We start from the raw sequence: 25849 nt of genomic DNA on the forward strand, positions 1-25849 counted from the left end.
AAATGCAATTTTCCGAATAATCGCATAGCGCCAAAAAGTTCAAAAAAATATTCTCAATTTATCAAAACCAAAAAGCGATTGTTACGTATGCAAAGAAGCACGAATACTCAGTTTGAAGAAAACTTGAGTAAAAATATACATCTGATGCCCATTGCGGAGCTTGGGTCCCAAATTATAGACTTTTACTGTAATTATTGTACAAAGTTTTCTTTTCAATTCAATGCTTTACATAATATTGTATGGAATATCATACGGATAGATTGGTCGTTACTATCAAAAGCCTTATGGAGTTTTTATATAGCATTTCTTGTCTCATGTTTTTTTGATTATCTACCTGCAAAATATCGTGATCAATATTATGTCAAAGGAAATGAGCTGTCATTATGTTTAGATGCCGTAACATACGCAAAAAAGAGAATTAAAGCGATTAATAAAAAATTACATATTTCTGATTTCCCAAAAGGCTTATTTATTCCTCCGAAAATTCATTTACTTATTCAGGCTGACATCAGAGGAGAACTATATGAAAATGTATCAAATGCAGGTAAAACGCAGACCTTGATCCCAGCAATATTAGATTCTTCTTGGGAACAACAACCAAACGTTAAAATATGTATGCTTACAATTTTTTTTCATGAGAATCAGACAATTATATTGAAATATTGGGGTGTTTGCTGCATAGCTTGCGATATTGGGAAAGATATACGAACCGAATTGGATGTTGTGCTTTTTGAAAAATATTTAATCAACAAAGTCAACGGTGATAATGCAGTTTCTAGCGATGTAAGCTACGTTGTATTCATTGGTTTTATTATTTGTCTACAGTAAAAAAGGGCAGCTTCAGTCTGCATTTTATTTTGCTGATCGAGTATAGCTTGGTGAATTAGGAAAAATGTTCAAGGTTATCACCCGACTATGGGTGAGGCCTTGGCGTCAAATTCTTATTAAAAGCCTTGTTCTTAGATCTCAGAAAGGGCCATAATTTTCATTCAATTTAAGCAGAACTATTCTTTAGTATTTTCCGTATTGCAAATATGAAACCTGTTTTAAATAATATACGACCATTTTCATCTTTTACTGCACCTGATTCTGAAGAAGTTAGTCCTCGGAACCCCATTTTTTTCTCATCGATAGCATCTCGCAAAGCTTCAATTTCACTGGGAAGAAAAATGTCACTTAACATTGGTAATACTTCTACTGATAGATTTTCACTGTTTGATACCGTTATATGTTTTGGTCTCATATCTACAATGACTTCCGCATTTTGTTTAAGAATACTGTTTTCTACTCTAAGCTTATTTCTTTCAGCAATAATTTGGCCAAAAACGGCTCTCAATGCGGGGTCATCTAATCTTTTTAATAATTCTAAATCATTGGGTATATTAAGTCCTCTTGATTGTGTTACATGTGGTTTTTTCATCGTCGTATTACCTTTTGTCGCCCACGCTTCGATCAGCAAACGAAAATGCATACCTGATTTATTACGAATACTGACAGTACCAATCCCATTATTAGCTTTTGATATTCGTCCGATAGTTGCAATTGAGAAATCTTTCTCTCCTGAATTATAGTGAGCTTTCAATAAAGAATTGAGTTGATCTAATGATTTTTCCGTTCGAGAACTCTTATCTAATTTTAGATTTTCTAAGAAAACATCTATCTCAATGCTCATATGATTGTTCCTTAAGATACTTTTTTTGTTTTAAACCACTAGTTGATAATTTTAAAATTTTTTGCTTAATATTATTTTCTAGAGCTTTGATTCCGATATCTAATAATTTGCTATTTTGCATGTATTGTTCAAATTCTAAATGATTTGCAACCTTTTTATACCCCTCAATCTTATTAGTAGGGTCTTCTTGTAATGCCATTTGACGCATCATTGCATTGATTGCAATAAGTTGTTGTTGCTGATCAAACATTAAGAGGTGCGGCGTATAGTTCTTACTCATCATTAATCGACTAAGACTTTGGGTCAAGCGTTCAATAGCTGGAGTTTTTCTTACTTCATCGAGCATATCTGGATAGAATTCTGCATCATCGCAAAGCAACGAAAGATGAAGCAATTCTGATTTGGTTTCTATAAAACCGACTTTAATATCACTTTCTGTACCGACTGCTATTAATTTACTAGCAGCATCATTTTCCGTTCTTTTTTGCTCAATTTCAATGATACGACGAATTAACTTAAAAGTTGCAATCCAGTCCTTTGTGCATTCATCAGCTTCGACTAACTGTTTTTCGTATCGTCTTTGGAGTGTTTGTAATTCATTGTGTTTTGTAAATGCCTTACCAGCACATTCAGCTTGATATTTAGACTCATCTATTTTTTCAATCTCATATTCTAAATTAATTGCTAAATTAGCAGCTTGATGAGCTTTATAACTCATAAAATTAAGATGCGCGTTGAGTGCTGGGAGATAGCGGGCATCAGTAATGAACCACCTACAGCGGACGCAGTTTTCAAAGCCATGAGGTACAGAACTATAAATTCTTCGCGATATGTTCGTTGAGTCTTTAAGTAATGCTCCGCCATTCCAGCAGCCAGCTACTGTGTGATGTTCGTTTGTACGAACAGTGTTACCACCGACTAGACATATTCCATGATGGCGATTCTCCCAACCTAAAGGATTTCGATTAATCAATGCTGCTTCAATAGCTTGACTATCGTTATATGCCATTTTGCATTCAATTTGCCGCATTTCAGCATCTTTCAAAAATACTTTAACACTCTCCTGTGCTTTGCTATCGAGTAGTTTCTCCGCCTCAGTCATTTTATCTTTGATTACTGTTGGAGTGAGTTTTGTATAATAGATAGTCATAATAAGCCGTGAATGACCTGCCAAAAGTTTTGACACCACAGGCAAAGGTAGCTGAGCATCTACAATATAACTTGTTATAAGTGAGACACGAAGACTGTGCAGAGGAAACTCAGTTTTTGTTTTTGCTGAACTATGATCTTTTCTATAACGATGAACTAAACGAAGTGGCTTCCCATTTGATAGAGTATCACCAGAAATCAAAAGATTATTCTCAAGTTGCTGTAATAACTTATACCAACACTTTTGAATTGACATTTCTTGTATCGGCTTATCACGATCTTTAGCATTATTTGCTCTAGCATCACGAAATAAAAAGCAAATATGTCCAAGTGCTTTCAAATTGGCCTTCGATTTTATTAAACCTGTATGCCTCCTTTCAAGTGTTAAGCAGTCTGTAGGCTTATTAATTGGATTGTATTTTTCTTGCCAATTACGTAACTTTTCAAGCCAATATAATACATTTTCATTTTGCCATGGAATTTCATAACCGCGTTCGAATTCATCTCTATTCTGATCTGCTGTTTTATTTGTATTGATGTATAAACCTGTTGATTCTAAGCCTGATGCATTATCTTTAAATTGACGGAATACTCCTTTGCGATGGTGGCTAAGAGCCAAAGCATGTGTGTTTTTGATCCACTTACCATTTTCATACCGTATAGAATCTGATTCACCAGAATCAAGCATACGTATCTGATAAGTACGGAGTGGTAAATGTAATTTAATATATAGCACCATACTTATTATGGGCGACCAGATTTGATAAATGTTGGTTATTTCACCGTTTCTGGTGATTTTTTTATTCCTCCAAACACAATCCTTATCATTTTCATCAATCTGATTTTTTTCAACTTCAAACCAATCACTACCTTGTATACTATCAATCGCATTTTCTTGCGCCCATGACCAATCAGAAAAGTTTCCTCTTTGTTTAGGGCATAGAATTTTACGTAAATTACAGATGTAACGATATGGCAGCGGGTTATATACTGTTTCATTAGCATTATTTTGAACTTTTATAACTTCGAACGGATTTGCGTAAAAACGAAGTGGGACTCCACATTCATTCTTTTCACTAAAATGCGTATCAAGCAACCAATCAATAAAGTGTTTTGTATAAATTAATAGCCTTGTTGTTTGTCTATTATCACTTCTTTTCGTTTTTTTTAATAAAATACTTTTGAATTCATCAATCGATGCATACCTACCATTTTTGTTATCAAAAAAGCTCACAACATCCGTTGTGAAAGGGAGGGTGTCGACGAGATAAATATCAAAAAAAAGACACAACGCATCTAATTTATTAGAAACTCCACCATCTTGTTTTGTAATCCATTCTTCCGCTAATTGCCGCCAGATATCCCATTCAATTCCACGATTTTTTATAAGCCATTGGAAAGTTAAATCACTGCAACGACCATCATTTTTCTTTCTTTTAAGTATTTCTTTATTTGACATTTTGCTGTCCTAATTTTAAATCCATTCCAGTAAATAATCGATCAAAACTAAAATTGTTAAAATTATGGTCCAATAATACTTCCCAGCTAGAAGAAGTTCTCTTTTCGACTAATTCAGATGGATTTAATAGTCGAGCTGTCGCGGCATTAAGATAACCATTAATTTCTTTTAGTGTGGGTGTTGTATAGACGCGTTGTGATTCTAAAGCTGCATGATGCAAACATTTTTTAATCACGATTTCTGGGACTTTTGCTCTCCGTAGCCTTCTTCCGTAGCTATGACGATGCGAGTGTGGAGATAATCCATCCGCTTTAGATGGTTTAAGTCCAATACGGCCTAATGCTTGGCGATAGCTGTTATGAAAAGCATTTAAAGTATATGGGTTGCCTAAATACTTGCGATGAAAACAAATAAATGCGTATGGATGTTTACGATCAACTTTCGCAATAAAACGAGTATAGGCTTGCCAAAGCTTGGCAAAAATCTCACCAAAAATAATAGGAAACCAGTGAACATCTAAGTATCCATCTTTACTGTCAGTTACTCGACTTTTCCAACCTACATGTTTTTTTCCAATTAAATCAATTCGCGGGTTTAGAGCATATTTTTCTTTTAAATATGCTGCGCGAGTTGTCTTTCCTGAACGTCCTCGCCAGTTATGTGGAGCTTTTCCATCTTCTGGGTGATAGATACGAACTTTAGCACTATCAGGATTCAGTGGATCAATAAGAACATCTTCAATCCAAAGATGAAAAGCTTCAGATTCCCTTAAGCCTGCGCCATGCATGAGTAATATAATGAGCTGATCACGTAGAGCAACTCTGGGATCTACTGCACCACCTATACCTTTAAAATAAAAGGCTTCAAAATAATGTTCAGGAAATTCGATAGCATCTTGCGATTGCTTACCTAATGCGCGTTTTCCCTGAAGACTTCGGGCATAATGAACTGTAGCATTAATATATTTATCTTTAATATGACCTAGAAAGTTGTGTTGATTTTTGCGAAACCAAGCGGCGTAATTAAGTCGTTTGCTTAAACTATCAGCTTCAACTAAAGGATTTACTGGGATTTCACCATATTTAGCAGACAGCCAATCAGTTATTTTCGTTAAAGCAATAATATATGTTCTAGAAACTTGTTTGCTATGAGGTAACCAATAAAGACCCGAAGGATCTAAACCATCATTCCCAATAGTTCCCATATATAATCGGCTACTAAAACCTTCAAATAAGGACATAGGGGTAGCAAAGCAATTAATATTTGCATTCATATATTCCAATAAAAGTTTTGTTGCATTTACATACTTCAATAGAGTTGCATGACTTTTGCCATTTCTTTTTAATAGAAGGGTATACTCTAAAAGAGGCATGAGAACTTGTTGATTTTCATCTATCAAAACTGGTATTTGAATAAAAACGCCCGAATTATCATCTACTATTTTTGCAATTACTTTTACCATCTATATACTTATCCACTTAAATGAAAAATTAAGAAAAATAAGCAGAAAGCAAGCAGACATTGATAAATTTATTAATGTCTCATAGAATAGAAATGTCTTGGCACTGCACGTAAAAAGACAAACCTATAAAGACTCATGTTGGCGCATGGGTCTTTATACTTTCTGCATCAAAAACTAATCTATAGTTTTCTGGCTTTTAATACCAAGTTGTACAGCAATTTTGTGGCTTTCACCACGCCGCGGGATTCTATTATTTTTTAGAATTCGATAAACAAGATCAGGAGAAAAGTTATTTTCTCTGGCCCATTCTGCAATAGATTTTCCTGAAGTTAAAAAATCATCTTTTACTTGCTTAATAGATTTGAGCATTTTAGATAAATTCTGAATAAAACTGATGAAAAAATATCTAAAATGAAAATTTAAGTCAAGCTAATTAATATTAATTAAATGATTGTATTTATTTAAATATAATATTTATTAATTATTTTATTATGAAATTTTTAAAATTGGGTTTATATATAATTTTAATTATTATTTTTTTGAAATATAAATATAAATATAAATTTAGATTTTGGGTTTTATAATTATTAGGTTGGTAACTATGTGTATCTACGTTTTATATTTATAATTTATATATTTTTTACTAGTAATATTCATTGAAAATTTTTCATTAAAAATAAAAAGTAATCTATAAATAGTAAAAAAGATCCCTATTAGGGATCTTTTTTAGGGGTTTTATATATTATTACCAACTAGTAATAACATAAGCCCTTTTATTTTAGATTTGAATCAAAGATAACTAATTAGAAGTTATATTCGATACCTGTACCTACAACAGTTTGCTTGTCGTCATCATTTAGCCAGTCGCGTTTTTGTTGAGCAACAATACCGTAGAAACGAGCTTGCTTGTTGATTTGATAATCAAGACCTAAACCGTACAAGTCAATTTTACGATCTTGTTTGCCACTTACTTGTGTTTCAGCAGATGCATATTCTGCTTTCACTTTAAGTTTAGTATTAGGAATTTTATAAGCAGCAGTTACTGCGTATGCTTCTTCCTCTAAGCCTTTGTAGTTTGTATATGTATCTTTTGTTGTATCAACACCATCTATACGAGTGGTCTTTGATGTTTTATAAGCTGATAAATCATCAGTAGGTTCTGCGTGTTGCCATAAAGCACCTACAACAAAGCCTGATTTTGCAATATCATAAGAACCAGTTACACGGTAAGCATCTGTGTAAACATCTTTTAAGCCGTAAGCAGCATATTTACCTTTAATACCGAAGTCACCAGCAGCAGCAATCGCTAAACCAAGGTCTTTATTTTCGTAACCAAGCGCAGTTGATACAGAGTCAAAGCTATCATTTTTGCTGTCTTTACCAGTTTCACCTTGTTTGTTATCCGAAGTGCTTTCACCAGTTTGAGCCATGATATTGAAAGTTAAACCAGCTAATAATTTAGGGTCTAATTCAAAACCAATCACGTTGTCTAAGCGGTTTTCGCCGTACATGATGTTGGTAATATCTAAACGAGTGTCATCGTTAAAGATATCTTGGTTACCACCAGCAGCAGTTTTGAAGTAAGAATCGTACTTACCTACTTTTAATGTACCAACACCATCAGTTTTTAAACCGATAAAACGGTTACGAGCGCTAAGATCAGTATCTGAACCTGAACCATCAGTAGAAATTGCCCATTCAGCTAAATAAACAGCAGATAGCTTGTCAGTTAATTTCTCTTCGCCTTTTACCCCAATGCGAGAAGAGTTTGAGTTAACTTCAGTAACGTCACTTTTTCCATCGAAATTTTTATTGTCAACTTGGTTAATAGAAACATTCAGTTTGCCATACAAAGTTGGCGCTGCTTGCACCGCGTTTATGCTCAAAGTTGCAACTGCGGCAGCGAGTAGCAATTTCTTCATTGAGATTTCTCCAAAAAGTTTTTAAAAATGGCGTATGCCTAGTTAACTATTTATTTTGTAGTTGACTTATGTACAAAAAGTTACAAAAGCTCACCAACTTGCTAAGCAGTATCGGCAAACTTTGTGACAGGGGCGTGAAAAATAAATGACAGTTTTATGACGGTTAAAATTTAGAAATAAATTAATTATTTTAATTTTTTATAGTTTTAGACGAAAAAAAGCGGAGTCAAAACTCCGCTTTAATGAATTAAAAATCAAAGGGCTGCTTTAATTTTCTCAGCTAATCCTTTAATTTTTTCTTGGTCACCTAACTCTATAGCATGGCGTCCAAGTTGATGCACATTTGTAGGAATAAGGTGAAAATGAACATGCGGAACCGTTTGTCCTGCCGCTGCTCCAGAAAGTTGCATCAAGACAATACCTTCTAAATTGAGGGCTTTTTCCATTGCTTTCGCAATTTTTTGAACAATTTGTATGGTATATGCGGCTGCTTCTGGAGGTAAATCAAGGAGCGTTACAGCAGGTGTTTTTGGAATAACTAATGTATGACCATCGGCTTGAGGCATAATATCCATAAAAGCTAGAACTTGATCATCTTCATAGATTTTTATCGCTGGAAGTTCATCACGTAAAATTTTTGCGAAGATATTTTGATCATCGTATGCCATGTATTATTCCTTTAAAAATTATTTACATTTCAATTCTTTCTGACGCTCTTTAATAGCATCAAGACGTTGTTGCTCTTTGTCAGAAAACTTTGGTTTTGTCGTATGACAGTTTTCATTACCATATTTTTCTTTTGCATCAGGATCTTTAAAACAAAAGCCTTTTGATGCATAAATCAAATTATAATCGTCTTGCAATTTCTGACATTCTTGCTCAGGCGTTGCAGCTTGAACGTTTAAACCAGCAATGCTCACCATGCCAGTAAAGACTGCAACCATAAATTTATTCATGAGCGTTTCCTCAGTTAAAGGTATGAACCTGTACTCAATATAAGGTTTATTACCAATATTTCAATGACTATTAATTACTCAAGTGTCATTTTGGTTGATAATTTGTTCACAATATAAATAAAAACTTTATATATCAATTGTTTATAAAAATCAAATAAAAACATAAACTTAAGAAAAATTATATATATTTTTTCAGAATTTGATTCTCGCTTTAATCTACTCTAACTGTTATTTATGAGAGAAAAATATACTTCTGGTTCGGTTGATAATATATAAAAAATTGTAGGAAAAGATGAGATTTTATAGCTTTTTCATTTGCTAAATAGACGGCTTAAGTTTGAAATTGGGTCAATGAAAAACAAATATATCAATGACATTATAAAAAAACAAAGCGTGATAATTATCACATTTTTGTATTTTAGGATTAAGTGGAATTCACAGGGCCCATTTTAATTTAGACGGAAATGGGCTTTTTCTTTTGATATCTAAAATATAAATAAGCCAAAATTGATCTTAGTTTACAATTCAACTGAAAGATGTATTGATTTTACATGTTTTAGCTTCTATTATATGATCCTTAATTGCTGCGTTTGATAGTTTTTTGTTTTTGTAACCCATTTCTAAAATTGAAATGGGTTTTTTTTTAAGTCTTTTCAATATTCATTATGCAGCTTATTAAAATTAAGCATCTTTAATAAGCTACTATCTAAAAGATTAAATTTATTCCAATGTAATCTTGGTCCATGCTTCATACATTTTAACTGCCGCAGAGAAGTCACTATTGTCTTCAGCAGTTAAATGAGCAGCTTGGATTAAACTTTGTGTTAATGACAAAAGTGGGGCTGGAAGCTTAGCTTGATGGACTAAATCCAAAGCAATTCCTGTGTCTTTGGCCAGAAGCGGTAAGCCAAAAGTCACTGGAAATTCACGACTCAATACACGCTGCGGGAATATAGTCTCTGTTACCAGACTTTTGCCACTTGATGCATTAATGCACTCTAATGCTTCGTTCAAACTTACCCCATGTGCTTTGAGTGCACTGAAGCCTTCTGCAACAGACCAAAGGTTGACTGCGAGTAACATATTATTAACGGCTTTTACGGCAAATCCTGAGCCCGACTCACCAACATGTTTAATTAATTTACCTACTGCTTGCAGTGCCGGTAACGCGCGTTCGAAAGCTGCTACATCACCACCGACCATTACAGTTAAAGTTGCATTTTCAGCACCTACTGTTTGACCGCTTACTGGAGCATCAAGAAAATCAACATTCAATTGTTTTAATGAGCTTGCTAATGCGCGGGCAGAGTCAGGGACTCCACTTGTACAATCTATCCAGATTGCCCCAGATTTAATTTGTACATTATTAATAAGTGCTTCTACATCAGTGCTTGTCGGTAAACATGAAAAGATAATATCTGCTTGTACCGCTTGCACTAGTGGGACAGCCTTTGTGCCATATACTATTGCATGTTGTTTGGCTTTTTCGAAATTTCGATTCCATACATAGACAGTATCGAAGTGTTTCGGTAAATGTGCTGCCATACGGTAGCCCATTGCACCCAAACCAATAAATGCAACAGATTGACTCATGACCTTGTCCTTAAATTTGTGTTGAACGTTCGGTCAGCCATTTTGCCAGTTGTGGCCAAAACTCCTGAGCACTGGCCTGACTCGACATTAGGCCTAAATGACCGCCGGGGATGAGAGTAAACGTGACATCTTGGCTGCTTGTCAATTGACTTAATGGAGAGGCAGCATCGGCAGTCACCAGCTGATCACTACGACCCGCGCCAACTAAGAGAGAGCAATCTATATTTTTTAATTCGATTTTCTTATCTTTTAATTGAATAAAGCCACGTTTTAGTGGATTTTGCAGCCAGACATTAAACAACATGTCCTGATTAATCCCACCTGGGTAATCAATCATATTATTTAAAAAGCTACTTAAGGTTGCATGCTCTTGTACAAATTGCAGGTCATCAAGATTTTTTAGCAATTGAACATGCCCATCAAACCAGCCTTTAGGATCAAGAATTTTAAAGCCTAATGAATTTAAAATTCCGGGACTATGAATCAGGCGTTTTGGCAATCCAGAATAAATACGGTCCTGAATTTTTTTATTACGACCAATAAGATGATTCATGTTTCGGTAGAGTTTGCCAATATAGCCAGATGCATAACTATCTATTGGACTACCAAGAACAATCAGGTTTTTAATATAGTTAGGTTGGTTAAGCGCAGTATATAAAGTGACGAATATGCCAGCCATACTCCATCCATGAAGTGAGATTTGTTCACTTCCTGAATGTGTGCGGACAATTTCTATCGCTTTAGGAATGAAATCTTCAATAAATGATAAAAAGTTAAGATGTCTATCTTTAAACTTTAAACTTCCCCAATCGACTAAATAGACATCGAAACCAGCATTTTGGAAATATTTAATAAGAGAGCGATAAGGATATAAATCATATATCGCCATATTAATGGCGAGTGGGGCAACAAATACTAAAGGCTCTTTAAATCTTTTCTGTGTTGCTGCGTAATAGCGAATACGTGTTTGATTGAACTCGCCAATGACTTCATAGGGAGTGCTTTGTGACAGAACTAATGTTTTTGGGTGAAATAGTCGGGCAGAAAGATGCTTCATTTGACTTTGTTCAGAGACAAGGGACTTTAAGCGTTTCATCTTGCTTTACCAACTATTTACTAAAGATTGAATAAAGTCTAAGCGATAATTTTAAGGTTTACCTTGACCTTAAATACATTAGACACTCAAAATGATGATAGTTTTTAGTACATGACCAGTAAAGGCGAACATTTAATGAACCAGTCTGATGATTTAGAATACCAACTTGATACCTTAGCCATTCGTACCGGACATACTCGTAGTTTTGAAGGTGAACATGGCGAACCGATTTTTTTGACATCATCTTTTGTATATGAAAATGCAGCTGAAGCTGCAGCAAAATTTTCTGGTCAGGTTCAAGGAAATATCTATTCTCGTTTTACCAATCCGACTGTATCGATGTTCGAAAAACGTTTAGCAGCTTTAGATGGTGCTGAACGTGCTGTTGCGACAAGCTCTGGAATGGGCGCGATTTTGTCAGTTACTATGGCATATCTCAAAGCGGGTGATCATGTTATTTGCTCAAGAGCAGTTTTTGGTTCGGTTGTTGCCTTATTTGAAAAATATATTGCCAAGTTTGGTGTAGATATTACATTTGTCGATTTATGTGATTTAGACGATTGGAAAAAGGCAGTACGTCCAGAAACTAAACTCTTATTTGTTGAGTCACCGTCTAATCCTCTAGCTGAGATCGCAGATATTCAAGCGCTTGCAGATATTGCCCATGCTAATGGTGCATTACTTGCGGTTGATAACAGTTTCTGTACGCCTGTTTTGCAGCAACCATTAAAGTTTGGGGCAGATCTTGTCATTTACTCGGCGACTAAATATTTAGATGGGCAAGGGCGCGCATTAGGTGGTGCTGTTGTCGGTAATCATCAGTTATTAGAAGAAGTTTTTGGTGTTGTCCGTACGCTTGGACCATCAATGAGTCCATTTAATGCATGGGTTTTCTTAAAAGGCTTAGAGACTTTACGTTTGCGTATGAAAGCACACTGTGAAAGTGCTCAAATTCTTGCAGAATGGTTATCTACTCATGAAAAAGTAGAAAAAGTTTACTACGCTGGTTTGCCAACTCATGAAGGTCATGAGCTTGCTACTAAACAGCAAAATGGTTTTGGCGGGATCGTTTCTTTCGTAGTTAAAGGCGAACGCGAAGGTGCTTGGAAGGTTATTGATAATACTAAGTTTATTTCAATTACTGGTAACTTGGGCGATGTGAAGTCAACAATTACACATCCTGCAACGACTACACATGGCAAACTTTCTGCTGAAGCAAAAGCTGCGGCAGGCATCCAAGAGGGGCTAATACGCGTATCGGTAGGCTTAGAAGATATTAATGATATTATCCGTGATATCTCACGTGGTCTGGATCTGATCTAATTAATTCTATCGAAATAACACTCTTTGGTTATTTTGTTCATGAAACCATCTCTTTAATCGAGATGGTTTTTTATATTTAAATGTTACTCAAATTTCAGAATCGCAATAAAAAACCTACATTTTTGTTTAAATGAGGGCTAAGAGTACAAGGTATAAAGACTTTAAATTTAATTAAAAGAAATGCGAGTTTTAAAATGCTTAAGCCTATTGCTATTGTTGTTGTGGTAGGGGTAATTGGGGTGGTTGGATACAAATTGCTGACCAAACCTCATCAACACCCAGTAAATGAAACAACCTTATTGATTAACAATGCAGAGAAGTCGGTGCAAGAAGCAGATAAATCTATTCAAGAAGCAAATACTTCCTTTAAGAAAGTTCCCTTAAGTGAATATAAAACAATTGATAAAGGGTTACAGGCATCTCAATAGTGAAATAAATTTTTATCAAACTTTAATGTATAACTTTTAGGCGTTTATGAAGTGTATCTAAGTTTAACCACGTTACTGATATACCTCCGTGGAATAGAGCTAGAGATACTGATAGAAAACATTAGTCTATTGTGTCAGAATTACGGATTAATTTGAGTTCAATGCACTAATCTGTATGGATTTTAATCACATGGGTTGGTTCAATGAGATTAAGTTTTTATAAAGTATTACCAGATAACCAATAATACTTTAAAGATTTGATAGAGATACGGAGTAAAGTTATGAATATCAATATGCTCATGCAGCAAGCGCAGCGCATGCAAAAAGATATGGAAACAAATATAAAAAAGGCGAAAGAAGAGCTTGCCCAAACTGAAGTCCAAGCAGAAGCTGGTGGTGGTTTGGTTAAAGTAACCATGAATGGTCGCTATCTTGTAAAACGTATCGAAATCAACCCTGAATTACTTCAAGATGAACCAGATATGATTGAAGACTTGATTGCTGCCGCGGTAAATGATGCTGTGCGTCAAGCAGAAGTTATTTCAGAAGAAAAAATGCAAAAAGCGAATTCTGGTATGGGCTTGCCACCTGGCTTAGCGGGCATGTTCTAAGGAAGTTCTGTGTTTAGTGATAGATTTGAACAACTCGTTCAAGCTTTACGTATATTGCCTAGCGTTGGTCCGAAATCGGCTCAACGTATGGCATTACATCTTTTGATGAAAAATCGAGAAGGTGCGTTCGCATTAGCTCATGCTTTACATGAGGCTTCAAGTTATATTCATGAGTGCAGCGTTTGCCATTCTCTAACTGAAAATGAAATTTGTGATATTTGTGCCTCAACTGAGCGAGAAGATCAACTATTGTGTGTAGTTGAATCACCAGCAGATGTAATGGCGATTGAGCAAAGTGGTAGTTTTCGAGGTAAATACCATGTTTTAGGGGGACATCTTTCTCCTTTGGATGGTATTGGCCCAGAAGAAATTGGTGTTCCTCATCTAATTCAGCGCTTAAGTCAAGGCACTATTGAAGAAGTGATTTTGGCAACTAATGCGACTGTAGAGGGACAGGCAACCGCTCATTATTTGGTAGAGGCGACTAAGCACTTACCTATACACATGACGCGTATTGCTCAAGGTGTACCGCAAGGTGGTGAACTTGAGTATGTTGATAGCCATACCTTAAGTCAGGCAGTTCATAACCGTATGAGAATGAAATAAGCATTCCGATGCTTATTTCATTGATGCGATATAAAATTGAATTAAATTTATTAATTTAGCTATTAAAGGCAAATATTATTTTGTCTTTAATTACAAAAGATCTTTTAAATAAAATATGAAAGCACATAAGAATGAAAAAGATCTTAGAGATTTTAAAGAATGAATATTTGGAGTTAACTTTAAAAGTATAAATAAAAGATCAAAAAATTATCTATTTTCGAAAAATTGTTCAAAAATAGAGTATTCATAAAGGTTTAAGTGGTAATTTCCTACTTCTATGTTATATATACCAGAGTTCTAAGCACTCTTTGCATTTACTTGAGAAAGCATGTTTCAGTTTATCCAACAGCAAACCGAATTGGTTGATGTTCTTCAAAAAATGGATCAATGTTCGATATATGGACTTGATACAGAATTTATTAAGGTTGACACACTCTGGCCTAAACTTGGGGTATGCCAAGTCAATGTAAATGGTAATGTCTATCTGTTGGATGGTGTTTCATTAGATCTAAGTCAGTTTTGGAAAAAAATATTTCTCGCACAGCAGAACATTTTTCATGCATGTGGGGAAGACATCGATTTAATCTATCATTACGCTGATCAAGAAGATTTGCTTAATGTGTTTGATACTCAAGTGGGTCTTTCTTTCTTAGGTCACGGACTACAAGTGAGTTACCAAGGCGCTTTAAAGCTTTGTCTCGATATTGACATTGAAAAAGATCAAACAAGATCCGATTGGTTGGCTCGGCCTTTATCGCCTCAGCAACTCTGTTATGCAGCCAATGATGTTCTATATATAATGAAGTTAGCTCATCATATTCAAGAACAACTTAAGCAGAAAGGGCTTTATGACTATGTTCTTGAAGATTGTAGTAGTTTAACTAAAGAAATTATTAGTGAAACGCCTAAAGAGTTACTCTATATCGATGTTGGTAATTATCGTCATTCGCGCCGTCAATTAATGCAATTGCAAAATTTAAGTGAATGGCGTGATTACATTGTTAAAGCGACGAATCAGCCACGTAGTTTTATTCTTAGAAACTCAACCATGATTGATATGGTTGAAAAGAATCCACGTAATAGTTTTCAACTCTCGCAAGTTAAAGATATTCGCCCAAATGTAGTTCGTGAATATGGAAAAACGATTCTAGAATTACTTAAAGATTTACCTAATGAAAGTGAATGGCCAACAAGAATTGCCAAACCTTTTAAAGTAACATCTAAAGAAACTTTAAATAAAATGGATATGGTACTTGCCCATGCAATAAGTGAAACTTCTATTCCTAAAGAAGTATTACTGAGAAAAAAATGGCTAAACGCAATTCATCAACATGTTCTTTCTCAAGGGGATGAACAAGATTTACCTGATTATCTTTTGGGTTGGCGTTATGAGTTATTAACTCAACCATTAATTCATTTATTTCAAGAAGAAAAAGAAAGTCTATCAATTTAAAATGAGTTGATAGTTAAAATTTAAAAGGCTCATCTTCGTGATGGGCTTTTTTAATTAAGGATCATGAATGGCTTAAATTTTAAATTGAGTAGTTTTTATTTAAAATAATAGATATTTGACGGTAATAGTTAATAAAATAAATAATTATATTAGTTATATTAAACAATTAACTTATTTTAAAAAGCTAGTAAAGTGATGAATTGGATGGGTTTTAATTTGTAAAAGTGATAATGAATTAAATTAACCGATTCAATGAGAAAAATTCAATTGATTAAACATACAGGTCTGTATATTCTTGGAGACAAGAAAAACAATTTCAATATGAATAATATATAACTATAAGTTTGTTTCAGTGCAGAAATAAGAAAGCCGACCCAATTGGGTCGGCTTTTTATTTTTTAATGATATAGCTCATTTAAAATGCCAGTAGGTTATTAGATTTTAAAAATTAAGTATTAATCTTCTGCGGATTTTTTGTGAATGAACCAGCAAGTTTAGCTACAAGTTCTTCAGCTTTTTGAAAAGCATTTTCTAATGACTTTATATGTCGTTCATCTCCAAACTCTTGATATTCTGAGGTAATTTCATAAATTTTCTCTACACCTAAATATTTACTGAGTGTACGCAGGTGAGGTGCAAGATGATTCATGTTGTGACGAATTCCATCTTTCTCAAAACCAAACTCGCCACTAGACGTGATAATGATTAAAATTTTTCCAGATAAAAGAGGTTGTAAAGGGAAGTCTCCTCGAACAAGGTCAAAATCAAATGTTTTATTAATTCGAATAATTTGGTCAAACCATGCTTTGAGTTGAGCAGGCATACCGTAATTGTACATAGGGGAAGAAATTAGAATGATATCTGAACTCGAAACTTCCGCTATTAACTGATCTGATATTGATAAAACATCGCATTGAGCTTGTGTTCTTTTATTTTCAGGTGTGAATACAGCATCAATCCAGTCCTGAGTAATAAATGGAGGCGGATTCATTCCTACATCCCGATAAATATACTCATCCATAGGCCTTTTATTTTTCCATAAACTGACCAATCGGCTGGCAATATTTTTTGAAATAGAATTATGATTTGGATTGGGGTTAATTGCAGCTCGTACACTGGCATCTATATGTAATATTTTACTCATCATAAATTCCATAAGGGGTGGGAGTTAATTTATTCTGAGTTTTAAATGAGAAGTAGACAAACGAGAAAATTACAGCTATAGATGATTTTAAATCACCTATAACTATGATTCAGGAGAAAGCATGCAAGTCTCATTGCAAGCACTTCGGGCATTTGAATCAGCTGCTCGACTAGGCAGTTTTAAATTGGCTGCTGAAGAGCTTTCGCTAACACCGACTGCAATTTCACATCATATTGCCAATCTTGAAAGCAGGTTAAATGTTGATTTATTTCATCGACAGGTAAGAAAAATAACGCTTACAACCACAGGTGATAGGCTAGCAGTAGCGATTTCTGAAGGATTTCGTAAAATTGAAGATGCGCTAGATGAAATAACAGTAAATGGAAATACACTCAGAGTAGCTACTACATCTTCATTGGCAGCAATGTTGTTAATTCCCTCAATAAATGAATTTTATCAATTACATCCTCATATCTCAGTTGAATTTTCTACAGGGGAAGCGTTAGAAAGTTATTTATATACATTGCCTATTCGATATGGGGATGTATCTTCAATACCTTCTAACGATATTCTTAAATATGAGTCTTTTAATGTATTTGGTACATCTAAACTTGATTCACTAGAACATTCTAGTGAGCCAATAACGTTATTCACCACAGAATGGAAAAATAAAGCATTACCAAGTCCGCCACTAGAGACTTGGCTTGAGCTGAATGGATGGGACCGAACGCAAATAACAATTAAGAAGTTTGATCAGGAAATTTTTGGAATACATGAGGCATTAGCGGCCAATGGACTCGTATTTTGTTCTTCTACACTTGCCCAGAGATTTATTAAAGCGAGCCTTTTGCAACCTCTTAAGACTAAATCAGTTCAATCTGAGCTGTGCTATTACATCCCAAATAAAGAAGATTTTAAAAATAGAAATGCCAGAAAATTTATTGAATGGATAGAAAGATTATTTAATCAATAAGCTTATATTTCTGATTGGAATTAACTACACAACACCAAAACTATATAAGCTTTTTATGCTATAAAATGAGATAAATTAATAATTAGAGAGATAAATATGCTTAATAACTTTAGTGCTGAACAAGCGCGTCAAAATGCTAAAAATTTTAAAATCAATCAAGAGGCCATGCTGGAAAAAATTTTAACAGGCACTGAAACTGATTCTAAAGCAGGGAAGCGAAAAGCAACTTTCCTGTTTCCGATTGATGCTGTAAGTCCTGATCACCTCACACAAGTAGAAGAGGAACTTAGGGGAAGAGGCTTCAATGTATCAACCAATATCGAACACTCTGGTACTACCATAACGATAGAAATAAGCTTTTAAATATCGATTTTTTGTTAGACCGCTCTTTTAAAGGCGGTCTTTTATATCGTATTAAAAAAGGGAATATAAATTTATTTACATTTAAACTTATGTTAATCATGATTTTATTTGACACGTTCTACTATCTTCTGTAGCTTTACTTTTTAAGTGGAATATGGATATGAACTTCCAAACAATACTTTTATCTTTCAAAAATCAATCTACTGGTACAGATGCATTTAAAGATTTAAAAAATGCTTGTGAACAGTCCCTTAAAGAATCTAAAAATACAAAAGAAAAAGCAGCAGTCTATTTGATCTATGGTTTTGCACGTAGCTACGTGATTTTATATGAAGATGAAGCAGTAACAACTGAATTTGCCAACGTTTCTAAGACTACGCTCATAAGTTACATGGAATGCCTCAATGAAGCTTTATTAAGCCAAGATGATAGTGCTATTTTGAATGCCTTAAATCAAGTAACTGATAACTATATAAAGAGTTCTCGAGTTTTCTAAACACCATTAATTTGTACTGGTAAAAAATACTTCTTTAGCTTGAGCTAAAGAAGTATTTAAAGTTTGTATTAATGAGACTTTTTCTTACCGCCGCCATCTTGTTTATTGACGGTAGACCATGCGATTCGTTCAGCTTCTTCTTGAGAATGACCTCTGTCTACTTCACTCTCAACAATATGTTTAGCCTGACGTTTTTGCTTTGCTGTGTAAGCTGTTTTATCGCCACGAGGCATAAGTTCATCCTCCGCATCTATTATTAAGATACTTATTATTGAAACATATTGAGAATTTAAACCAGTTAAGTAATGTCTGCTAATGTTTATTAAGTGGTTAGAAGTTTTACTTAAATGTGAACTTTAAGAGGTAATAGCTAATTTTAATACGATAAATTTCATAGTATTAAAGGGTGAACTATTGAAAACAGATCACAAAAAGTACTTAGTAACGAACCATTTCTTATTTTTTTCTAAAAATTTTTTTATTTTATTAAAATGGATAATTGTATTTAATGTTTAAAATCAGAAACTTATTTTATTTGTGTGTAAGCTGGCTTTAGTCTAGAACAAAGTTATTATCGACCTTAATCAACGTTGTGGGTTAATATTTCTCAAGAATTAAAAAAACGACTGATGCGTAAACAAACCTGCGTGGGTGAGTCGTTTTTTTTCATGTATGCTGTCCTTAGTTCAAGAGTTGATTTGAAATGCACTGTGATATTTATAGATCGAGCAAAAAAGATGAAATGTACATTTATATTGCTCGTCCAAACTATCCTGACGATGCGGAACAAGCTGATCCGTTTGAAAATGTTCCTGAAGCTGTTTTACAAGCGTTTGGTCGTGCAACGTTTGTCATGCATTTAGAATTAGCTCCAACACGTAAATTGGCGCGTGCTAATGTTTTACATGTTTTAGACTCATTACAAACAAAAGGTTTCTTTATTCAGATGCCACCAGAAGGGTTAATTAACCCGAATGCGGTTGAACCAGAGGGCTTACGTGGTGCGTGAAAATCAAACTGGAATAATGAATCAATTATTCTCTTTTTTGGATTTTATTCCTGAAGATGCTATTGCTTTAACAGCTTATGGAATAGGCGCTATTATTGCTTTGTGGTGTTGGTGGCGATTAATGCGCCGTCTTCCTACAACTTTTGGTGCGATTAGCTGGCTTATTGTATTTGCTATTTTAGTCACACCAACCGTGTCTGAAGGTCCGAATGCATCGGTAGCACCTGCTATTTTTGGACTACTTTTTGGTGTTTTAACCAAAGATAGTCCTCTAATCTGGTCAAATTTATCTTTAATTCTGTTTGTAGTTGGTCTAGGTTTGGTTATTGGCTATTGTTGGTCAAAATATTCAACAAACAAAAGCATGCGTTCCATCTAACCATTGAAATAGAAAAATAAGGTCTTCACATGTCTGCTGATACCCAACATTTTACCGGTACAGATCAATATATCGCGACTGACAGTCTTAAGCTCGCTGTAAAAGCAGCCCGTGCTTTACAAAAGCCTTTACTGGTTAAAGGTGAACCTGGTACGGGTAAAACTTTACTTGCTGAAAAAGTAGCAGAAAGTTTGGGCTTAAAACTCATTACTTGGCATATCAAATCGACAACCAAAGCACAGCAAGGGTTGTATGAATATGATGCTGTTTCTCGTTTACGAGACAGCCAGTTAGGTGATGACCGTGTTTACGATATCAAGAACTATATTAAACCCGGCAAATTGTGGGAAGCTTTCACCAGTGAAGAGCGTTGTGTCTTGTTAATTGATGAAATTGACAAAGCCGATATTGAGTTTCCAAATGACTTGTTGCATGAACTCGATAAAATGTCTTTTTATGTTTATGAAACAAGTGAAACCATTACGGCAACACAACGCCCAATTGTAATTATTACATCGAATAATGAAAAAGAGTTACCAGATGCTTTCTTGCGTCGTTGTTTCTTTCATTACATTGAGTTTCCAGATGAAGTGACCATGCGAGAGATTATCGATGTTCACTTCCCGAATATTTCTGCAACACTCGTCAACGAAGCTTTACAGGTTTTCTTTAAACTACGTGAAATTCCTAATTTGAAGAAGCCACCATCAACTTCCGAATTAATTGATTGGTTAAGCTTACTCATGGCAGATGATATGCCTGAAGATGTATTGCGTAATCGAGATACATCTAAAGCTATTCCACCTTTATATGGTGCTCTCATCAAAAACGAGCAGGATGTGCAACTCCTCGAACGTTTGGCTTTCATGTCTCGACGTTAAAGGAGGGAATAACCCATGTTTGTGCGGTTATTTTACACCCTACGTAAATACGGTGTTCCAGTTACAACTCGTGAGCTTATTGACTTAAACCGCGCTGTAAGTGAAGGTTTAGTTTTTGCCAATCAAGAAGAGTTCTATCAACTTGCTAAAACTATTTTAGTTAAAGATGAACGCTTTTTTGACAAGTTTGACCGTGCCATAAAAGACTACTTTGACGGTATCGAAACCTTTGATCTGGATGAGTTACTTAAGCAAGTTCATAAACTACCAAAAGACTGGTTCGATTTAGAGCTTCTAGAAAAACATTTAACTCCTGAACAAAGAGCAGAACTCCAAAAAGCTGGTTCCTTAGAAGAACTGATGAAAATGCTGGAAGAGCGGTTACGCGAACAGCATAAGAAACATCAAGGGGGCAACCGCATGGTGGGTACAGGTGGTACTTCACCTTTTGGGGCTTTTGGTGATCATCCTGAGGGAGTGCGGATTGGTGGGCCGGGTCGTAAACGTTCGGCGGTAAAAGTATGGGAACAGCGTAAATATCAAAATCTAGATGACGACCAAGTTCTTGGTACTCGTCAGATGCAAATTGCTTTGCGCCGTTTGCGTAAATTTGCGCGTCAAGGTGCAGCTGAAGAGTTGGATGTTGACGGTACAATCCGTGAAACAGCCAAGCAAGGTATTCTTGATGTTCAAATGGTACCAGAGCGTCGAAATCGAATAAAAGTGCTTATGTTGTTCGATGTAGGCGGTTCTATGGACGCTCATATTGCCCAATGCGAGAAACTCTTTAGTGCCGCTAAAACTGAGTTTAAGACACTTGAGTACTTTTATTTCCATAACTGTCTCTATGACTATGTTTGGAAAGATAATCATCGCCGCACAGCTACCCGTATGAATACATGGGATCTCTTTCACACTTATGGACGCGACTATCGTGTAATTGTAGTGGGTGATGCCAGTATGGCACCGTATGAGCTGAAATCGGTGGGTGGCTCGGTTGAATATATGAATGATGAGACTGGTGAGGTTTGGTTACGCCGCTTACGTCAACATTTCGATAAAACAGCTTGGTTAAATCCTGAAACTGAAGGGTATTGGCATTACACTCAAACCATTGGCTGGATTAAAGAAATTTTTGAAAATCATATGTATCCAATGACGCTAAAGGGCATTGAAGATATGACTCGCTACCTTTCTCGATAAGCTTAATAACTTTAATAATTTAAAAAGAGAGATGACATGCAACATCAAATTAACGGTATTGCTTTGCCGAATGAACAAGGATTTTTTGGTGAATATGGCGGACAGTTCATTCCTCCACATTTAAAAGAGGCAATGGATGAGATTAATGTTGCTTATGAAGAGATTCGTCATATCCCTGAATTTAAAAATGAATTGGCAGATCTATTTACGAATTATGTAGGCCGTCCAAGTCCTTTATTTCATGCGAAGCGTCTTTCTGAACAGTTAGGCGGTGCACAAATTTATTTAAAGCGTGAAGACTTAAATCATACGGGTGCACATAAAATCAATCACTGTTTAGGTGAAGCTTTACTTGCCAAGTATATGGGCAAAAAGAAAGTAATTGCTGAAACGGGTGCTGGTCAGCATGGGGTTGCTTTGGCAACAGCTTGCGCTTTAGTTGGGATTCCATGTGAAATTCACATGGGGCAAGTAGATATTGAAAAAGAACATCCAAATGTAGTCAAAATGAAAATTTTGGGTGCTCATTTGGTGGCAGTAACACGTGGTACAGCCACATTAAAAGATGCTGTAGATAGTGCATTTGAAGAATATTTAAAAGACCCAAAAAACTTTATCTATGCGATTGGTTCTGTTGTGGGGCCACATCCATTCCCTAAAATGGTTCGTGATTTTCAATCGATTATTGGTACTGAAATTAAAGAACAAACGCACCAGCGATTTGGAAAAAATCCGGATTATGTTGTGGCATGCGTTGGCGGCGGTTCAAATGCAATAGGCGCATTTACCGTATTCTTAAATGATCCCGATGTAAAGCTGGTAGGAGTTGAACCAGCTGGACATGGTTTAGACACCAATATGCATTCAGCAACATTAACTTTAGGTAAGCCAAGTCAAATTCATGGTATGGCCTGTTATGTCCTTGAAAATGAGGATGGTGAGCCTTTACCGGTACATTCTATTGCTTCAGGACTTGACTACCCAGGTGTTGGCCCACAACACAGTTTTTTAAAAGATTTAGGTCGTGTTGAATATAGCACTGCAACTGACCAAGAGTGCTTAGATGCTTTTATGACACTATCTCGTGTTGAAGGTATTGTTCCTGCGCTTGAAAGTTCACATGCTGTCGCATGGGCAATTCGTGAAGCTCCCCAATTAGCGGAAGAAACCATGATTGTAGTGAATCTATCTGGGCGTGGAGATAAAGATTCTGATTATGTCGCTGAAAAGCTTAAGCTTTAAAACTCATTAAACTTTAGAAGCGGTCCATCATTTAAGGGCCGCTTTTTATTTTGAATATCTAAATTAAAGTTTAATCAAAGTTCATCATTTTATAATTAAAACAAAGTATTCTGATTTTAACGTGTGATTGTTCGAGATAGGCATGTAAAACTCCGGTTCACAAGGCAAAGCGTTGCTTTGCTGTACCTCACTCAGTAGAATAGTCACTTTGCAAAATTTGCCTTTGGAGACGCCTAAGTGGAGCGACCGACGATTAGCCCTGAAAATTTACAGGAAGCGGCTGAAAATTTATCAACAATTCGAGATTTTATTCGTTTTGGGGTATCAGCATTACGTCAACATGATGCACATTTAGGACAAGGTACTGAAGATTATTTTGCAGAAAGCTCTGCATTAGTTTTACAAACCTTATCTCTTGAATGGTCAGCAGACGCAGAAATTCTAGATGCGAAGTTATTACCAAGCGAGAAAGCAGAGTTTTTAAGCTTATTGGAACGCCGTATCAATGACCGTATTCCAACATCTTATTTATTAAACCTTGCTTATTTCTTTAATAAACCATTCTATGTAGATGAGCGTGTATTGATTCCACGTTCACCAATTGCAGAATTAATTGAGCAACGTTTTGCACCATATTGTTTAGATGAAAATGGTCAAATGCGCGAAGCTCTCAATAATTTGCCAGAAAATGCAAAGCCTAAAACTCCGCACCGTATTTTAGATATGTGTACAGGTTCTGGATGTATTGCAGTCGCTTTGGCTTATGCTTATCCAGACGCTGAAATAGATGCAACTGACATCTCTAAAGAAGCTTTAGAAGTTGCTTCAATTAATACTGAACACCACAATAAGCAATATCAAGTTGCATTGCTTGAGTCGGATCTATTCGCCAAGATTCCAGCTGAAAATCAGTATGATTTGATTGTAAGTAATCCACCGTACGTTGATGCTGAAGATATGGCCGACTTACCAGAAGAATTTTTACATGAACCTGAACTTGCATTGGCAGCGGGCCAAGATGGTTTAGACTTAGTTCGTAAAATGCTTGCACAAGCGGCAGATTACTTAACTGAAGATGGCCTCATTGTCATTGAAGTAGGTAATTCTGAATGGTCAATGCGTCAGAACTTTAATACGATTGATTTCAACTGGCTCACTTTCCAAAAAGGTGGTTCAGGTATTTTTGCTTTGACTGCTGAACAATGTCGCCGTTATAGAAAACTATTTGAAGAGCAAATATAAGGAGTTGGGCATATGGCAGGGAATAGTATTGGACAACTCTTTCGTGTAACTACTTGTGGTGAGTCTCATGGCGTTGGCTTAATGGCAATTGTTGATGGTGTGCCACCGGGCCTTGCGTTAACCGAAGAAGATCTACAAAAAGATCTAGACCGTCGTAAGCCAGGTACATCAAAATTTGCGACTCAACGCAAAGAGCCTGATCAAGTTGAAATTATTTCAGGTGTATTTGAGGGTAAAACCACTGGTACACCAATTGGTTTATTGATTCGTAATACTGACCAAAAATCGAAAGATTATGGCAATATTGCCCAAACTTTTAGACCTGGCCATGCCGACTATACATATACGCAAAAATACGGCTTCCGTGACTATCGTGGCGGGGGGCGTTCAAGTGCTCGTGAAACTGCTATGCGTGTTGCAGCAGGTGCAATTGCTAAAAAATATTTAGCAGAAAAATTTGGCGTTTTGATTCGTGGTCATGTGACACAAATTGGTAATGAAGTTGCCGAAAAACTGGATTGGAATGAAGTTTCGAATAATCCATTTTTCTGTGGTGATGTAGACGCTGTTTCGCGTTTTGAAGCCTTAGTGACTTCTTTACGTGAACAAGGAACAAGCTGTGGCGCAAAGCTAGAAATTTTAGCTGAGAAAGTTCCTGTGGGTTGGGGCGAACCTGTTTTTGACCGTTTAGATGCTGACATTGCTCATGCGATGATGAGTATTAATGCGGTTAAAGGTGTTGAAATTGGTGATGGCTTTGCAGTTGCTGGACAGTTTGGTCATGAAACACGTGATGAAATGACCAGTAATGGCTTTTTAGCGAATCATGCAGGCGGTATCTTGGGTGGTATCTCAAGTGGCCAGACCATTCGAGTCGCTATTGCACTAAAACCAACAGCAAGCATTACGACACTAGGTAAAACGATTAATTTAAATCGTGAAGATACAGATGTGTTGACTAAAGGCCGTCATGATCCTTGCGTAGGTGTTCGAGCAACTCCAATTGCTGAAGCAATGTTAGCAATTGTTTTGATGGATCACTTCTTACGCCATCGCGCACAAAATGCAGATGTTATTCCACCATTTGCTCCAATTGAACCATAGTCATAATTTTTAACTAAAGTAAATAAAAACCCCATATTTAATTTAAATATGGGGTTTTAAATTTTTATTCCATTGAGTTTGAT

General features: G+C 35.6%; 27 protein-coding genes. 16 read left to right on the forward strand and 11 right to left on the reverse strand.

The window, feature by feature from the left end; translation table 11 throughout:
- Positions 1–87: 87 nt before the first annotated feature.
- Positions 88–828 (forward strand): hypothetical protein, encoded by a 741-nt coding sequence (locus tag ASF86_RS04375; protein ID WP_056479779.1) that lies wholly within the window; start codon positions 88–90, stop codon positions 826–828.
- Between the two features lie 166 nt (positions 829–994).
- On the opposite strand, the gene gmtX is transcribed toward ASF86_RS04375, so the two are convergent.
- From gmtX to ASF86_RS04420, 9 genes are all read right to left on the reverse strand, one after another.
- On the reverse strand, positions 995–1672 hold the full coding sequence (gene gmtX / locus ASF86_RS04380) for a gamma-mobile-trio protein GmtX (protein ID WP_056479782.1): 678 nt from the start codon (positions 1670–1672) through the stop codon (positions 995–997).
- Complete coding sequence (locus ASF86_RS04385) at positions 1662–4280, reverse strand: VPA1269 family protein (RefSeq protein ID WP_056479785.1); 2619 nt, start codon at positions 4278–4280, stop codon at positions 1662–1664. The genes gmtX and ASF86_RS04385 overlap by 11 nt, the downstream gene beginning before the upstream one ends.
- Positions 4270–5742, reverse strand: a complete 1473-nt coding sequence (gene gmtY, locus ASF86_RS04390) for a gamma-mobile-trio recombinase GmtY (protein ID WP_056479788.1) — start codon at positions 5740–5742, stop codon at positions 4270–4272. Before gmtY ends, ASF86_RS04385 begins: the two co-directional genes overlap by 11 nt.
- Before the next feature lie 174 nt (positions 5743–5916).
- Positions 5917–6111, reverse strand: coding sequence for a DNA-binding protein (locus tag ASF86_RS04395; RefSeq protein WP_056479791.1), 195 nt, complete (start codon positions 6109–6111; stop codon positions 5917–5919).
- A gap of 434 nt (positions 6112–6545) precedes the next feature.
- Positions 6546–7664 carry a porin gene (locus ASF86_RS04400; protein ID WP_056479794.1) on the reverse strand — a complete coding sequence of 373 codons (1119 nt, stop codon included), beginning with the start codon at positions 7662–7664 and terminating at the stop codon, positions 6546–6548.
- Positions 7665–7918: 254 nt separating this feature from the next.
- Positions 7919–8332 (reverse strand): HIT family protein, encoded by a 414-nt coding sequence (locus ASF86_RS04405; RefSeq protein ID WP_003651598.1) that lies wholly within the window; start codon positions 8330–8332, stop codon positions 7919–7921.
- Between the two features lie 18 nt (positions 8333–8350).
- A complete protein-coding gene (locus tag ASF86_RS04410; protein ID WP_003651599.1) occupies positions 8351–8620 on the reverse strand; it encodes a YARHG domain-containing protein in 270 nt (89 codons plus the stop codon).
- Between the two features lie 720 nt (positions 8621–9340).
- Positions 9341–10213, reverse strand: a complete 873-nt coding sequence (locus ASF86_RS04415; RefSeq protein ID WP_056479797.1) for an NAD(P)-dependent oxidoreductase — start codon at positions 10211–10213, stop codon at positions 9341–9343.
- 10 nt (positions 10214–10223) lie between these two features.
- Positions 10224–11309 carry an alpha/beta fold hydrolase gene (locus ASF86_RS04420; protein ID WP_056479800.1) on the reverse strand — a complete coding sequence of 362 codons (1086 nt, stop codon included), beginning with the start codon at positions 11307–11309 and terminating at the stop codon, positions 10224–10226.
- 135 nt (positions 11310–11444) lie between these two features.
- Here ASF86_RS04420 and ASF86_RS04425 point away from each other — a divergent pair, with 135 nt between their 5' ends.
- The 5 genes from ASF86_RS04425 (at position 11445) to ASF86_RS04445 (ending at position 15730) form a co-directional block, all read left to right on the forward strand.
- Positions 11445–12632: an O-succinylhomoserine sulfhydrylase gene (locus ASF86_RS04425; RefSeq protein WP_056479803.1), complete on the forward strand. Its 1188-nt coding sequence runs from the start codon at positions 11445–11447 to the stop codon at positions 12630–12632.
- 194 nt (positions 12633–12826) lie between these two features.
- Positions 12827–13060, forward strand: coding sequence for a hypothetical protein (locus ASF86_RS04430; protein ID WP_017390619.1), 234 nt, complete (start codon positions 12827–12829; stop codon positions 13058–13060).
- Between the two features lie 281 nt (positions 13061–13341).
- Positions 13342–13671 (forward strand): YbaB/EbfC family nucleoid-associated protein, encoded by a 330-nt coding sequence (locus tag ASF86_RS04435; protein ID WP_004642711.1) that lies wholly within the window; start codon positions 13342–13344, stop codon positions 13669–13671.
- A 9-nt stretch (positions 13672–13680) separates the two neighbouring features.
- Entirely contained in the window at positions 13681–14277 is a 597-nt protein-coding gene (gene recR, locus ASF86_RS04440; protein WP_056479806.1) for a recombination mediator RecR, read from the forward strand.
- 328 nt (positions 14278–14605) lie between these two features.
- Positions 14606–15730 (forward strand): ribonuclease D, encoded by a 1125-nt coding sequence (locus ASF86_RS04445; protein WP_056479809.1) that lies wholly within the window; start codon positions 14606–14608, stop codon positions 15728–15730.
- A gap of 448 nt (positions 15731–16178) precedes the next feature.
- Here ASF86_RS04445 and ASF86_RS04450 read toward each other — a convergent pair whose 3' ends face one another.
- Positions 16179–16877, reverse strand: coding sequence for an FMN-dependent NADH-azoreductase (locus ASF86_RS04450; RefSeq protein ID WP_081407548.1), 699 nt, complete (start codon positions 16875–16877; stop codon positions 16179–16181).
- A gap of 118 nt (positions 16878–16995) precedes the next feature.
- Between ASF86_RS04450 and ASF86_RS04455 the strand changes: the two genes are divergently transcribed.
- The 3 genes from ASF86_RS04455 to ASF86_RS04465 all read left to right on the forward strand — a co-directional run bounded on the left by ASF86_RS04455 (position 16996) and on the right by ASF86_RS04465 (position 18706).
- Positions 16996–17847: a LysR family transcriptional regulator gene (locus ASF86_RS04455; RefSeq protein ID WP_056479815.1), complete on the forward strand. Its 852-nt coding sequence runs from the start codon at positions 16996–16998 to the stop codon at positions 17845–17847.
- 96 nt (positions 17848–17943) lie between these two features.
- The gene (locus ASF86_RS04460; protein ID WP_004642715.1) at positions 17944–18210 is read left to right on the forward strand and encodes a hypothetical protein; all 267 of its coding nucleotides are present in this window, start codon (positions 17944–17946) and stop codon (positions 18208–18210) included.
- A 160-nt stretch (positions 18211–18370) separates the two neighbouring features.
- Complete coding sequence (locus ASF86_RS04465; RefSeq protein WP_081407549.1) at positions 18371–18706, forward strand: hypothetical protein; 336 nt, start codon at positions 18371–18373, stop codon at positions 18704–18706.
- A 68-nt stretch (positions 18707–18774) separates the two neighbouring features.
- Here ASF86_RS04465 and ASF86_RS04470 read toward each other — a convergent pair whose 3' ends face one another.
- Positions 18775–18939 (reverse strand): hypothetical protein, encoded by a 165-nt coding sequence (locus ASF86_RS04470; RefSeq protein ID WP_002113596.1) that lies wholly within the window; start codon positions 18937–18939, stop codon positions 18775–18777.
- A gap of 470 nt (positions 18940–19409) precedes the next feature.
- Here ASF86_RS04470 and ASF86_RS04475 point away from each other — a divergent pair, with 470 nt between their 5' ends.
- The 7 genes from ASF86_RS04475 (at position 19410) to aroC (ending at position 25766) form a co-directional block, all read left to right on the forward strand.
- A complete protein-coding gene (locus ASF86_RS04475) occupies positions 19410–19715 on the forward strand; it encodes a YcgL domain-containing protein (protein WP_003651616.1) in 306 nt (101 codons plus the stop codon).
- Entirely contained in the window at positions 19708–20094 is a 387-nt protein-coding gene (locus ASF86_RS04480) for a hypothetical protein (RefSeq protein ID WP_003651617.1), read from the forward strand. The genes ASF86_RS04475 and ASF86_RS04480 overlap by 8 nt, the downstream gene beginning before the upstream one ends.
- A 29-nt stretch (positions 20095–20123) precedes the next feature.
- Positions 20124–20975 (forward strand): AAA family ATPase, encoded by an 852-nt coding sequence (locus tag ASF86_RS04485; protein WP_056479820.1) that lies wholly within the window; start codon positions 20124–20126, stop codon positions 20973–20975.
- Between the two features lie 15 nt (positions 20976–20990).
- Positions 20991–22178 (forward strand): vWA domain-containing protein, encoded by a 1188-nt coding sequence (locus ASF86_RS04490; RefSeq protein ID WP_017390626.1) that lies wholly within the window; start codon positions 20991–20993, stop codon positions 22176–22178.
- A gap of 36 nt (positions 22179–22214) precedes the next feature.
- Positions 22215–23420, forward strand: a complete 1206-nt coding sequence (gene trpB, locus ASF86_RS04495) for a tryptophan synthase subunit beta (protein ID WP_056479823.1) — start codon at positions 22215–22217, stop codon at positions 23418–23420.
- Between the two features lie 237 nt (positions 23421–23657).
- Positions 23658–24662, forward strand: a complete 1005-nt coding sequence (gene prmB / locus ASF86_RS04500; RefSeq protein ID WP_003651622.1) for a 50S ribosomal protein L3 N(5)-glutamine methyltransferase — start codon at positions 23658–23660, stop codon at positions 24660–24662.
- Positions 24663–24674: 12 nt separating this feature from the next.
- Positions 24675–25766, forward strand: a complete 1092-nt coding sequence (aroC, locus tag ASF86_RS04505) for a chorismate synthase (protein ID WP_017389561.1) — start codon at positions 24675–24677, stop codon at positions 25764–25766.
- Positions 25767–25849: the final 83 nt, after the last annotated feature.

It is taken from the genome of Acinetobacter sp. Leaf130 (assembly GCF_001423205.1).
In the GTDB taxonomy this organism is placed as follows: Bacteria; Pseudomonadota; Gammaproteobacteria; order Pseudomonadales; family Moraxellaceae; genus Acinetobacter; species Acinetobacter calcoaceticus.